The organism is Enterobacter cloacae complex sp. ECL414, from assembly GCF_021869685.1.
GTDB classification, from domain to species: Bacteria; Pseudomonadota; Gammaproteobacteria; order Enterobacterales; family Enterobacteriaceae; genus Enterobacter; species Enterobacter kobei.
On record NZ_CP091482.1, the window covers coordinates 127831 to 140701 of the forward strand.

9 protein-coding genes and 2 pseudogenes are annotated in these 12871 nt (G+C 57.5%); 8 read left to right on the forward strand and 3 right to left on the reverse strand.

What is annotated here, in order from left to right:
• Nucleotides 1–15 precede the first annotated feature (15 nt).
• On the reverse strand, nt 16–876 hold the full coding sequence (locus L3068_RS23970) for an extended-spectrum class A beta-lactamase SHV-12 (RefSeq protein WP_002904004.1): 861 nt from the start codon (nt 874–876) through the stop codon (nt 16–18).
• Between the two features lie 136 nt (nt 877–1012).
• On the opposite strand from L3068_RS23970, the pseudogene L3068_RS23975 reads away from it, so the two are divergent.
• Nucleotides 1013–1417 (forward strand): annotated as a pseudogene (locus L3068_RS23975) (IS6-like element IS26 family transposase); the annotation flags it as partial.
• Nucleotides 1418–1608: 191 nt separating this feature from the next.
• Here L3068_RS23975 and L3068_RS23980 read toward each other — a convergent pair.
• Nucleotides 1609–3186, reverse strand: coding sequence for a methyl-accepting chemotaxis protein (locus L3068_RS23980; protein ID WP_001323889.1), 1578 nt, complete (start codon nt 3184–3186; stop codon nt 1609–1611).
• Nucleotides 3187–3495: 309 nt separating this feature from the next.
• Here L3068_RS23980 and L3068_RS23985 point away from each other — a divergent pair, with 309 nt between their 5' ends.
• The 5 genes and pseudogenes from L3068_RS23985 (at nt 3496) to istB (ending at nt 9757) form a co-directional block, all read left to right on the forward strand.
• Nucleotides 3496–4056, forward strand: coding sequence for a recombinase family protein (locus L3068_RS23985; RefSeq protein WP_236904885.1), 561 nt, complete (start codon nt 3496–3498; stop codon nt 4054–4056).
• A 3-nt stretch (nt 4057–4059) separates the two neighbouring features.
• Nucleotides 4060–7026, forward strand: coding sequence for a Tn3-like element TnAs1 family transposase (locus tag L3068_RS23990; protein ID WP_001138014.1), 2967 nt, complete (start codon nt 4060–4062; stop codon nt 7024–7026).
• 33 nt (nt 7027–7059) lie between these two features.
• Nucleotides 7060–7362, forward strand: a pseudogene (locus L3068_RS23995) (IS6-like element IS26 family transposase); the annotation flags it as partial.
• Between the two features lie 159 nt (nt 7363–7521).
• The gene (gene istA, locus L3068_RS24000) at nt 7522–9030 is read left to right on the forward strand and encodes an IS21-like element ISCfr8 family transposase (protein ID WP_077249983.1); all 1509 of its coding nucleotides are present in this window, start codon (nt 7522–7524) and stop codon (nt 9028–9030) included.
• On the forward strand, nt 9017–9757 hold the full coding sequence (gene istB / locus L3068_RS24005) for an IS21-like element helper ATPase IstB (RefSeq protein WP_012695455.1): 741 nt from the start codon (nt 9017–9019) through the stop codon (nt 9755–9757). Before istA ends, istB begins: the two co-directional genes overlap by 14 nt.
• Before the next feature lie 227 nt (nt 9758–9984).
• Here istB and L3068_RS24010 read toward each other — a convergent pair whose 3' ends face one another.
• A complete protein-coding gene (locus L3068_RS24010; RefSeq protein ID WP_032488579.1) occupies nt 9985–10539 on the reverse strand; it encodes an aminoglycoside N-acetyltransferase AAC(6')-Ib3 in 555 nt (184 codons plus the stop codon).
• A gap of 176 nt (nt 10540–10715) precedes the next feature.
• Between L3068_RS24010 and intI1 the strand changes: the two genes are divergently transcribed.
• Together intI1 and L3068_RS24020 are read left to right on the forward strand one after the other, a co-directional pair.
• Entirely contained in the window at nt 10716–11729 is a 1014-nt protein-coding gene (gene intI1, locus L3068_RS24015) for a class 1 integron integrase IntI1 (protein ID WP_002075255.1), read from the forward strand.
• A gap of 392 nt (nt 11730–12121) precedes the next feature.
• Nucleotides 12122–12691 carry a recombinase family protein gene (locus L3068_RS24020; protein WP_001749988.1) on the forward strand — a complete coding sequence of 190 codons (570 nt, stop codon included), beginning with the start codon at nt 12122–12124 and terminating at the stop codon, nt 12689–12691.
• The last annotated feature ends 180 nt before the right edge of the window (nt 12692–12871 follow it).

A 12871-nucleotide genomic window follows, 5' to 3' on the forward strand; every position in this document is an offset into this window, starting at 1 on the left:
GCGGCCACCGCCGGCTTAGCGTTGCCAGTGCTCGATCAGCGCCGCGCCGATCCCGGCGATTTGCTGATTTCGCTCGGCCATGCTCGCCGGCGTATCCCGCAGATAAATCACCACAATGCGCTCTGCTTTGTTATTCGGGCCAAGCAGGGCGACAATCCCGCGCGCACCCCGCTTGCTAGCTCCGGTCTTATCGGCGATAAACCAGCCCGCCGGCAGCACGGAGCGGATCAACGGTCCGGCGACCCGATCGTCCACCATCCACTGCAGCAGCTGCCGTTGCGAACGGGCGCTCAGACGCTGGCTGGTCAGCAGCTTGCGCAGGGTCGCGGCCATGCTGGCCGGGGTAGTGGTGTCGCGGGCGTCGCCGGGAAGCGCCTCATTCAGTTCCGTTTCCCAGCGGTCAAGGCGGGTGACGTTGTCGCCGATCTGGCGCAAAAAGGCAGTCAATCCTGCGGGGCCGCCGACGGTGGCCAGCAGCAGATTGGCGGCGCTGTTATCGCTCATGGTAATGGCGGCGGCGCAGAGTTCGCCGACCGTCATGCCGTCGGCAAGGTGTTTTTCGCTGACCGGCGAGTAGTCCACCAGATCCTGCTGGCGATAGTGGATCTTTCGCTCCAGCTGTTCGTCACCGGCATCCACCCGCGCCAGCACTGCGCCGCAGAGCACTACTTTAAAGGTGCTCATCATGGGAAAGCGTTCATCGGCGCGCCAGGCGGTCAGCGTGCGGCCGCTGGCCAGATCCATTTCTATCATGCCTACGCGGCCCGACAGCTGGCTTTCGCTTTGTTTAATTTGCTCAAGCGGCTGCGGGCTGGCGTGTACCGCCAGCGGCAGGGTGGCTAACAGGGAGATAATACACAGGCGAATATAACGCATAACCACAATACATCCTTGAGTGAAGGCCGATAAAGGCGAGTAAAGAAGCGACAAATAAGAATAACCCGGCGTTGGCACTGTTGCAAATAGTCGGTGGTGATAAACTTATCATCCCCTTTTGCTGATGGAGCTGCACATGAACCCATTCAAAGGCCGGCATTTTCAGCGTGACATCATTCTGTGGGCCGTACGCTGGTACTGCAAATACGGCATCAGTTACCGTGAGCTGCAGGAGATGCTGGCTGAACGCGGAGTGAATGTCGATCACTCCACGATTTACCGCTGGGTTCAGCGTTATGCGCCTGAAATGGAAAAACGGCTGCGCTGGTACTGGCGTAACCCTTCCGATCTTTGCCCGTGGCACATGGATGAAACCTACGTGAAGGTCAATGGCCGCTGGGCGTATCTGTACCGGGCCGTCGACAGCCGGGGCCGCACTGTCGATTTTTATCTCTCCTCCCGTCGTAACAGCAAAGCTGCATACCGGTTTCTGGGTAAAATCCTCAACAACGTGAAGAAGTGGCAGATCCCGCGATTCATCAAGGGGGAACCGCAGAATTCGGAAAAAATCGTACGCTAAGCTAACGGTGTTCTCGTGACAGCTCTTTGACTAGGCTTTCTAAGGCCATTCTGATAGCCCTGACTTCCTGAAAAGCCATGGCTAAAATTTGTGCGGCTAAAAGGGATAACCGATGGTAAAGTAAGTTATCCCTGTCGAGATACTGAAAAGCGTTATCCTCGTTTTTCCCAAAACTGTTTTGCCAGTTCGCTCAGAGCGCTAGTTAACTGAGCGACAGATTTCGCACTTTGCAAATTATTCTGCCCGGTCTGTACATTGGTATCAGCAGCATCGCGTATATTGATAATACTGCGGTTTATGTCTTCACTTACTGCTCCCTGCTGCTCGACCGCAGTCGCTATTTGCGCGTTCATGTCGGTAATTTCGTTAACGCGTTGGCCAATTCCATCAAGAGCTGTAGCTGCTTCCTCTGCGTGAGCTACACTCGTGTGCGCTTGCCGACTACTTTGCTCCATGACTGTAACAGCGGATTGCGCTCGCTCTTGTAGAGCGCTGATCATGCTTTGAATATCCGTTGTCGATTGCTGTGTGCGAGCAGCAAGACTGCGAACCTCATCGGCGACAACAGCAAAACCACGCCCCTGCTCACCAGCACGCGCGGCCTCAATTGCTGCGTTGAGTGCCAACAAATTCGTTTGCTCGGCGATCCCTCGTATAACGTCAAGAACTTTTGATATCTCGTTACTTTGACCTTCAAGCTCATGAATAACCTGAGTGGCTTGCCTAATTTCACCTTCAAGGGCAGTGATTGACTGGCTTGTGTGGGCTACCAGACGCTGGCCAGATGCCGTCTCAGTGTCTGCTCTTCCGGCCGCATCTGCAGCATGCTGTGCATTGCTCGCAACCTCTTGAATGCTTGCCACCATTTGGTTTACTGCCGTTGCTATTTGATCTGTCTCTGCCTGCTGCTCAACTGTAAGTACATTGCTTGACTCAATATCCTTTAGTAGGCCTCGGGTGTGTTCGCTAAGCCGATTTGATGCATCACCTATGCGACCTACTATGGCGCCTGTTTCAGCTTGCATCATTCGTAAAGCAAACTCTATTTGGCCAAACTCATCGGTGCGCCCAGTGTAGAGGGATTGACTTAATGGGTTATTGGAAATATTCCTGGCTCTTTCAACCAGTCTTCCAAGAGGAGAGAGAATAGCCAAAACACTAACAGAGCTTAAGCTTCCTGACATTAAAGTGGCTAACAATAAGCTGCTTATTGATGTATCAGTAAGCATGCCGGCAGCCATTGCGCTTGATATAATACTACCCCATATGAGCAAGAGTATTTTCACGGAAAAGCTAGCAGCCAATTTCGGCCTCGCGGCCTTCCCGCTTCTCAATTGAGCATATAATTTTTCCGCAGCCAAAACCTGCTCAGGTTCAGGCTTGGTCCTTACAGACTGGTATTCAACAATCGAACCATTCTTAGCTATTGGCGTTACATAAGCACTTACCCAATAGTGGTCGCCATTTTTACAGCGATTTTTTACTAGCCCCATCCATGAGCGGCCAGATTTTAATGTACTCCACATATGCTCAAATGCAGCAGGCGGCATATCTGGGTGTCTTACGATGTTGTGAGGCTGGCCTAATAGTTCTTCCTCAGTGAAACCACTGATTTTAATGAAGTCAGGATTAACGTACGTGATATGGCTTTGAGGGGAGGTAGTCGAAAGAATATTGGCATCTTTTGGGAGTTCTAAGTTTCGACCCGTCACTGGTAAATTCTGGCGCATAAGAACCTCAAGGGTTGGCTGTTTTATTTTATTGTTTTCGGCATTAAGCCCAATTTCTTGAGCGTTACGATAAAGCTAGCATGGAAACGATAGGTGCAAGCAAGTTAAGGGTTGCATCGCGCATGTCAATCTAGGCTATACCCTAACTTGATGTCAGGCAGGGCCGCGCCGCTTCGTCAGAATAGAGTCTGCTTTCCCATTTTTTGACACATGCCCGCGAAGGTTATAGATTTCAGCCTGACAGAAATGGGCTTTGAGGCACAACGGAACAGAAAGTGCACTTAAGCCGCCTTCAACCAAGGAGACATCGTGCAGGGGCACCGCATCGGCTACGTCCGGTTCAGCAGCTTTGACCAGAACCCGGAACGCCAGCTGGAACAAACCCAGGTGAGCAAGGTGTTCACCGACAAGGCATCGGGCAAGGACACCCAGCGCCCCCAGCTCGAAGCGCTGCTGAGCTTCGTCCGCGAAGGCGATACAGTGGTGGTGCACAGCATGGATCGGCTGGCCCGCAACCTCGATGACCTGCGTCGCTTGGTACAGAAGCTGACTCAGCGCGGCGTGCGCATCGAGTTCCTGAAGGAGGGCCTGGTGTTCACTGGCGAGGACTCGCCGATGGCCAACCTGATGCTGTCGGTGATGGGGGCCTTCGCTGAGTTCGAGCGCGCCCTGATCCGCGAGCGGCAGCGTGAGGGCATCGCCTTGGCCAAGCAGCGTGGCGCGTACCGGGGCCGCAAGAAAGCCCTGTCCGATGAGCAGGCTGCTACCCTGCGGCAGCGAGCGACGGCCGGCGAGCCCAAGGCGCAGCTTGCCCGCGAGTTCAACATCAGCCGGGAAACCCTCTACCAGTACCTCCGCACGGACGACTGACACATGCCGCGTCGCTTGATCCTCTCGGCCACGGAGCGGGACACCCTGCTTGCGCTGCCGGAAAGCCAGGATGACCTGATCCGCTACTACACCTTCAACGACTCCGACCTGTCGCTGATCCGCCAGCGACGCGGCGACGCCAACCGCCTCGGCTTCGCCGTGCAGCTCTGCCTGCTGCGCTACCCCGGTTACGCGCTGGGAACCGACAGCGAGCTGCCCGAGCCGGTCATCCTGTGGGTGGCGAAGCAAGTCCAGGCCGAGCCGGCGAGCTGGGCAAAGTACGGCGAGCGCGACGTGACCCGTCGCGAGCATGCCCAGGAACTGCGCACCTACCTGCAACTGGCCCCGTTCGGCCTGTCCGACTTCCGCGCCCTGGTGCGCGAGCTAACCGAGCTGGCCCAGCAGACCGACAAAGGCTTGCTGCTGGCCGGTCAGGCCCTGGAGAGCCTACGGCAGAAACGACGCATCCTGCCGGCGCTGAGCGTGATTGACCGGGCCTGCTCGGAAGCCATTGCGCGAGCCAATCGGCGGGTCTACCGCGCCCTGGTCGAACCACTCACGGACTCGCATCGGGCCAAGCTGGACGAGCTGTTGAAGCTCAAGGCCGGCAGCAGCATCACCTGGTTGACCTGGCTGCGCCAGGCACCGCTGAAACCCAACTCTCGGCACATGCTGGAACACATCGAGCGGCTGAAGACATTTCAGTTGGTGGACTTGCCCGAAGGCCTGGGCCGGCACATCCACCAGAACCGCCTGCTCAAGCTGGCCCGCGAGGGTGGGCAGATGACGCCCAAAGACCTCGGTAAGTTCGAGCCGCAGCGCCGCTACGCGACCCTGGCCGCCGTGGTGCTGGAGAGCACCGCGACCGTGATCGATGAGCTGGTCGATCTGCATGACCGCATCCTGGTCAAGCTGTTCAGCGGCGCGAAGCACAAGCATCAGCAGCAGTTCCAGAAGCAGGGCAAGGCGATCAACGACAAGGTGCGCCTGTACTCCAGGATCGGCCAGGCGCTGCTGGAAGCGAAGGAAAGCGGCAGCGACCCCTATGCCGCCATCGAGGCGGTGATTCCCTGGGACGAGTTCACCGAGAGCGTCAGCGAGGCCGAGCTGCTGGCCCGGCCGGAAGGCTTCGACCACCTGCACCTGGTCGGCGAGAACTTCGCCACCCTGCGCCGTTACACGCCGGCCTTGCTGGAGGTGCTGGAACTGCGCGCCGCGCCGGCCGCGCAAGGCGTGCTGGCAGCCGTGCAGACCCTGCGTGAGATGAACGCCGACAACCTGCGCAAGGTGCCGGCCGATGCACCCACGGCCTTCATCAAGCCGCGCTGGAAGCCGCTGGTGATCACCCCGGAAGGCCTCGACCGGAAATTCTACGAAATCTGCGCCCTGTCCGAGCTGAAGAACGCCCTGCGCTCCGGCGACATCTGGGTCAAGGGCTCGCGGCAGTTCCGCGACTTCGACGACTACCTGCTGCCGGCCGAGAAGTTCGCCGCACTCAAGCGCGAGCAGGCCCTGCCCCTGGCGATCAACCCGAACAGCGACCAGTACCTGGAAGAGCGTTTGCAGCTGCTGGACGAGCAGTTGGCCACCGTCACCCGCCTGGCCAAGGACAACGAGCTGCCCGATGCCATCCTCACCGAGTCAGGGCTGAAAATCACCCCGCTGGATGCGGCGGTGCCGGATCGGGCGCAGGCGCTGATCGACCAAACCAGCCAGTTACTGCCGCGCATCAAGATCACCGAACTGCTGATGGACGTGGACGACTGGACGGGCTTCAGCCGCCACTTCACCCACTTGAAGGACGGGGCCGAGGCCAAAGACAGGACGTTGCTGCTGTCCGCAATCCTCGGTGATGCGATCAACCTCGGGCTGACCAAGATGGCCGAGTCGAGCCCCGGCCTGACCTACGCCAAGCTGTCCTGGCTGCAAGCCTGGCACATCCGCGACGAAACCTATTCGGCGGCCTTGGCCGAGCTGGTCAACCACCAGTATCGCCACGCCTTTGCCGCCCACTGGGGCGACGGCACGACCTCATCCTCCGATGGCCAGCGCTTCCGCGCGGGTGGCCGGGGCGAGAGCACCGGGCACGTCAACCCGAAGTACGGTAGCGAGCCGGGACGGCTGTTCTATACCCATATCTCCGACCAGTACGCGCCGTTCAGCACCCGCGTGGTGAATGTCGGCGTCCGCGATTCCACCTATGTGCTCGACGGCCTGCTGTACCACGAGTCCGACCTGCGGATCGAGGAGCACTACACCGACACGGCCGGCTTCACCGATCACGTCTTTGCCCTGATGCACCTGCTAGGCTTCCGCTTCGCGCCGCGCATCCGCGACCTCGGCGAAACCAAGCTGTACGTGCCGCAGGGCGTGCAAGCCTACCCGACGTTGCGCCCGCTGATCGGCGGCACCCTGAACATCAAGCACGTGCGTGCCCACTGGGACGACATCCTGCGCCTGGCCAGCTCGATCAAGCAGGGCACCGTCACCGCCTCGCTGATGCTGCGCAAGCTCGGCAGCTACCCGCGCCAGAACGGACTGGCCGTGGCCCTGCGCGAGCTGGGCCGGATCGAGCGCACGCTGTTCATCCTGGACTGGCTGCAAAGTGTTGAACTGCGCCGCCGCGTGCATGCCGGCCTGAACAAAGGTGAGGCGCGCAACTCGCTGGCCAGGGCGGTGTTCTTCAACCGCCTTGGGGAAATCAGGGATCGGAGCTTCGAGCAGCAGCGCTACCGGGCCAGCGGCCTCAACCTGGTGACGGCGGCTATCGTGCTGTGGAACACGGTGTACCTGGAACGCGCCACCCAGGGGTTGGTCGAGGCCGGCAAGCCGGTGGACGGCGAGCTGCTGCAATTCCTGTCGCCGCTGGGCTGGGAGCACATCAACCTAACCGGCGATTACGTCTGGCGGCAGAGCCGCAGACTGGAAGACGGGAAGTTTCGGCCCTTACGGATGCCCGGAAAACCTTAGCGTACGATTTTTTCCGAATTCTGCGGGCTCCCCATCAACACGGATAAAGCGCCCGCCTATGGTCGCGCGCTTGCTCTGCTCAAACGCGAAGGCCGGTGCCCGTCTGACGTTGAACACCGACAGATTAAGTACCGGAACAACGTGATTGAATGCGATCATGGCAAACTGAAACGGATAATCGGCGCCACGCTGGGATTTAAATCCATGAAGACGGCTTACGCCACCATCAAAGGTATTGAGGTGATGCGTGCACTACGCAAAGGCCAGGCCTCAGCATTTTATTATGGTGATCCCCTGGGCGAAATGCGCCTGGTAAGCAGAGTTTTTGAAATGTAAGGCCTTTGAATAAGACAAAAGGCTGCCTCATCGCTAACTTTGCAACAGTGCCCTGGCCATTAATTTTGACCCACCCCAAGGTGGCCAACCGGCCAGAAATGCAGATAGGGTTCCCAGCCTTTTGGCAGGCCGGGAACCGTTCTGATGATGAGGTGGAACGTGATACACAAAATAAAATCATTACATGACGATGGCAAAGGACTTTCCATTCGGGCCATCAGCCGGGAGCTGGGCATCTCGCGCAACAGCGTGCGCAAGTATCTGCGTCAGGATGAAACAACCACTGCCCGCAAGCTGGATAACCCTGTCCGCAGCAAACAGCTCGACACCTACCGGGGATACCTGATCAGCTTGCTGGCCAGCTTTCCCGGGCTCAGTGCAGTCAAGATTGCCCGCAAGCTCAAGGAGAAACTGGGTGAGCTGCCGACCTCCGAGCGCAGTATTCGTCGTTACGTCAGCGCGCTGAAGGAAGAGGTTGCAACCGGTCAGCACCGATATTACGAGCCGGTGGTTGATGAGGTGCCGGGTGTGCAGTGCCAGGTTGACCCGGGCGAGCTGCGTAACGTGCTGATTGGTGGCGTGGAAACAGTGGTGCACTTTGTTGTGTTTGTGCTGGCGTACTCGCGGCTGATGTATGTGGGCCTGTCGTTTAAGCCGCTGGATACCCGGCAGTTCATCCAGCTGCATGACGAAGCGCTGCGCTACTTTGGCGGCATGCCTGAAGAGCTGGTGTACGACCAGACCAAGCTGGTGGTGATTGAGGAGAAATACCGGGAGCTGACCCTCAACGAGCGTTTTCATCAGTACGCCACCACAGCCGGCTTTCGTATCCATGCTTGCGAAGGCTATGACCCCGAGAGCAAGGGCAAGGTTGAAGCGGGCGTCAAATACGTCAAGCAGGACTGCTTTTACGGCGAGACCTTCCGTGATGAGCAGCACCTGCGCGAGCATGTGCATCACTGGCTGGACAAGGTCGCCAATGTGCGGGCACACGGCACCACAGGTGAGGCACCTCAGCTGCGTTTTGAACGTGACGAACAGGCTCTGCTCAAGCCCTACCTGTCACCCTCTTGCGTCACATCTGAAGCCCGTGAGACCCGCAAGGCGGATAAGACCGGACTGATCTCCTGGAAGGCCAACAAGTACTCTGTGCCCATGGCCTGGCAGCAAAGCCGTGTCGGTGTGCTGGAAGACGACAGCCAGCTGCATGTGATTGATCTACAAACTGGCGAAGTGATTGCCCAGCATGCGTTGGCGGGCGGCAAAGGTCAGATTATCAAAAACACCCACCACTACCGTGACCATGCCCAGCGCCGGCAGCAGCTGGAGCAGGACATTCAAGTACTGGTGGGCGACGAGGCACTCAGCCTGGCCTTGTGTGATCAGTTGCGGAGATCCTTGCCCAAGGTCTATAAGGATCAACTGTTCGCAGTACGCAACCTGCTGAGTAAGCACGCACCTGTTGAACGGGACATGCTGTTGAACCTGAGCCAGAAGCCGGGCCTGACCGCCCGACAGATCGAAGCGTATCTGGTGGCCACCCAGCTGGCCAGCCGGCGTGAGCGTCTGCCTGAGCCCGTGCCAGAGGCTCCGTCAGAGCTGGACTTGAGTGCATACCGACAGCTTGGCCGCTCGACTGGCCAGGAGGTGACCCATGGGCATGCTTGAACAGACTGCCGCCCAGTACCGTAGCCTGCGCATGACCTCCATCGCCGCAGAGCTCGCCCAGTTACTGGCCGAGGCCGAAGCCAGTGAAATGTCGTTCCTGAGCTTTGCACAGCGACTGGCTGAATACGAACTCCAGCAGCGTCAGGCCAACCGGGTACAGCGCAATTACAAGACGGCAGGCTTTCCTGCGCACAAGCATCTGGAGGGCTTTGACTATCGCCACCAGACCACCATCAGCAAGCGCCAGATCAACAGCCTGCTGGACTTCCGGTTCATCGACGAGCGCAACAACGTGATCTTCATCGGCCCGCCAGGCGTGGGCAAGACCCACCTGGCCATCGGGATTGGCCACAAGGCCGTCGAGGCCGGATACCGGGTATTGTTTCGCACCGCGCTGGAGTTGGTGGAAGAACTGGAGCTGGCAGAAATGAAGGGCGAGCTGAAAAAGAAAATCAGCCAGCTGAGCAAGGTCGACCTCTTGATCATCGATGAGCTGGGCTACCTGCCCATGACCCGGCAGGCCCGCTACAACCTGTTCCAGCTGATCAACAGTCTGTACGAATACCGGTCTATCATCCTGACCACCAACAAGGACTTCACCTGCTGGGGCGAGTTCTTCCACGACGACAACGTGGCAGTACCGATCATCGACCGAATCATCCATCACTCACACATCTTTATGCTGGGAGGAGAGAGCTATCGGCTGAAACAGAAAACAACGGGTTAAACGTGCAAGGGTGGGTCAATTTTATTGGCCAAAGGTGGGTCAAAATTAATGGCCATTGACAAATGGCAAGAAGCACAGGCTCCAAATGTGACTTTATGACGTCGACGACTATCCGCACCTGAGCGGATACCTCTGCGGGGACGGTGTGGTTCATGCATGACGCCTAACGTTTGACATGAGGGGCGGCCAAGGGCGCCAGCCCTTGGACGTCCCCCTCGATGGAAGGGTTAGGCATCACTGCGTGTTCGCTCGAATGCCTGGCGTGTTTGAACCATGTACACGGCTGGACCATCTGGGGTGGTTACGGTACCTTGCCTCTCAAACCCCGCTTTCTCGTAGCATCGGATCGCTCGCAAGTTGCTCGGCGACGGGTCCGTTTGGATCTTGGTGACCTCGGGATCATTGAACAGCAACTCAACCAGAGCTCGAACCAGCTTGGTTCCCAAGCCTTTGCCCAGTTGTGATGCATTCGCCAGTAACTGGTCTATTCCGCGTACTCCTGGATCGGTTTCTTCTTCCCACCATCCGTCCCCGCTTCCAAGAGCAACGTACGACTGGGCATACCCAATCGGCTCTCCATTCAGCATTGCAATGTATGGAGTGACGGACTCTTGCGCTAAAACGCTTGGCAAGTACTGTTCCTGTACGTCAGCAAGTGTCGGGCGTGCTTCTTCTCCGCCCCACCACTCGACGATATGAGATCGATTTAGCCACTCATAGAGCATCGCAAGGTCATGCTCAGTCATGAGGCGCAGTGTGACGGAATCGTTGCTGTTGGTCACGATGCTGTACTTTGTGATGCCTAACTTTGTTTTAGGGCGACTGCCCTGCTGCGTAACATCGTTGCTGCGTAACATCGTTGCTGCTCCATAACATCAAACATCGACCCACGGCGTAACGCGCTTGCTGCTTGGATGCCCGAGGCATAGACTGTACAAAAAAACAGTCATAACAAGCCATGAAAACCGCCACTGCGCCGTTACCACCGCTGCGTTCGGTCAAGGTTCTGGACCAGTTGCGTGAGCGCATACGCTACTTGCATTACAGCTTACCAACCGAACAGGCTTATGTCAACTGGGTTCGTGCCTTCATCCGTTTCCACGGTGTGCGTCACCCGGCAACCTTGGGCAGCAGCGAAGTCGAGGCATTTCTGTCCTGGCTGGCGAACGAGCGCAAGGTTTCGGTCTCCACGCATCGTCAGGCATTGGCGGCCTTGCTGTTCTTCTACGGCAAGGTGCTGTGCACGGATCTGCCCTGGCTTCAGGAGATCGGAAGACCTCGGCCGTCGCGGCGCTTGCCGGTGGTGCTGACCCCGGATGAAGTGGTTCGCATCCTCGGTTTTCTGGAAGGCGAGCATCGTTTGTTCGCCCAGCTTCTGTATGGAACGGGCATGCGGATCAGTGAGGGTTTGCAACTGCGGGTCAAGGATCTGGATTTCGATCACGGCACGATCATCGTGCGGGAGGGCAAGGGCTCCAAGGATCGGGCCTTGATGTTACCCGAGAGCTTGGCACCCAGCCTGCGCGAGCAGCTGTCGCGTGCACGGGCATGGTGGCTGAAGGACCAGGCCGAGGGCCGCAGCGGCGTTGCGCTTCCCGACGCCCTTGAGCGGAAGTATCCGCGCGCCGGGCATTCCTGGCCGTGGTTCTGGGTTTTTGCGCAGCACACGCATTCGACCGATCCACGGAGCGGTGTCGTGCGTCGCCATCACATGTATGACCAGACCTTTCAGCGCGCCTTCAAACGTGCCGTAGAACAAGCAGGCATCACGAAGCCCGCCACACCGCACACCCTCCGCCACTCGTTCGCGACGGCCTTGCTCCGCAGCGGTTACGACATTCGAACCGTGCAGGATCTGCTCGGCCATTCCGACGTCTCTACGACGATGATTTACACGCATGTGCTGAAAGTTGGCGGTGCCGGAGTGCGCTCACCGCTTGATGCGCTGCCGCCCCTCACTAGTGAGAGGTAGGGCAGCGCAAGTCAATCCTGGCGGATTCACTACCCCTGCGCGAAGGCCATCGGTGCCGCATCGAACGGCCGGTTGCGGAAAGTCCTCCCTGCGTCCGCTGATGGCCGGCAGCAGCCCGTCGTTGCCTGATGGATCCAACCCCTCCGCTGCTATAGTGCAGTCGGCTTCTGACGTTCAGTGCAGCCGTCTTCTGAAAACGACAAACAGCCAGAAAGGCTGTTACAGGCGATTTGATCTGCAACCTATTGGTTAAATTAATGTATCAAAAACGATGGTTTTTGTGACAGTCTTGAAAAGTCCTGACTTCTCCCGAAAAATGACTCCCCTCATGTAACAAAACTCGTTACTATATCAACATAACAATAACCCCATAACTAATTAGCGTGAAAAGAATGAAAATCGGCTATGCACGTAAATCTACGCATCTTCAGGATGTGGCGCACCAGGTTGACGAACTAACAAAAGCTGGATGTGAGCAAATCTATCAGGATCAGACCTCACGTAGCGGCCCCAAGCGCGACAAAAAAGGTGCGCCGGAACTGGAGAACTGCCTGAAAGCATTGCGCGAGGGAGATACCCTAGTAGTTTGGGCACTAGATCGGCTCGGCGGTTCATTGGGTCAAGTCATTACTTTACTCGACGACCTGAAGAAACGCGGAATAACTTTCATAGCCATCAAGGACAGAATAGACACAAATGCGCCAGTTATAGGGGAAATCTATACGCATCTGATGGCGATATTCTCTAGCTTTGAACGCAACCGCAATATTGAAAGAACGCGCTCAGGCCTTGCAGCTGCACGCGCAAGGGGCCGTGTGGGAGGGAGAAAACCGTCACTTTCTGAAGAAGATGTTAAACAAATTAGAATCTTACTTGCTGATCCTGAAATGACAGTTGGTGCAGTTGCTAAGCGCTTCAACGTTTCTCGCATGACTATTTATCGCTACACCACAAAATCATGAATGACCGCAGCATGGCGGTTTTATTTTCTTATGCCCGTCAGGGCATGGAAGGCGTCCGCGCCGGACTTAACCGGCCACCGGCCGCAAATCGCCGGAAACCGCAACGCTGACCGGATCGCCCGGCCCAGCCCCCTCCCTGTGTATTCGCATGTATCTGATCCCCCATTCGCAAATCAGTTG

What these genes read in the sequence shown, in the direction of transcription:
- intI1 (WP_002075255.1), top strand. Translation starts at nt 10,716, where the DNA reads ATGAAAACCGCCACTGCGCCGTTACCACCGCTGCGTTCGGTCAAGGTT.
- L3068_RS23980 (WP_001323889.1), bottom strand. Translation starts at nt 3,186, where the DNA reads ATGCGCCAGAATTTACCAGTGACGGGTCGAAACTTAGAACTCCCAAAA.
- L3068_RS23970 (WP_002904004.1), bottom strand. Translation starts at nt 876, where the DNA reads ATGCGTTATATTCGCCTGTGTATTATCTCCCTGTTAGCCACCCTGCCG.
- L3068_RS24020 (WP_001749988.1), top strand. Translation starts at nt 12,122, where the DNA reads ATGAAAATCGGCTATGCACGTAAATCTACGCATCTTCAGGATGTGGCG.
- istB (WP_012695455.1), top strand. Translation starts at nt 9,017, where the DNA reads ATGGGCATGCTTGAACAGACTGCCGCCCAGTACCGTAGCCTGCGCATG.
- L3068_RS23990 (WP_001138014.1), top strand. Translation starts at nt 4,060, where the DNA reads ATGCCGCGTCGCTTGATCCTCTCGGCCACGGAGCGGGACACCCTGCTT.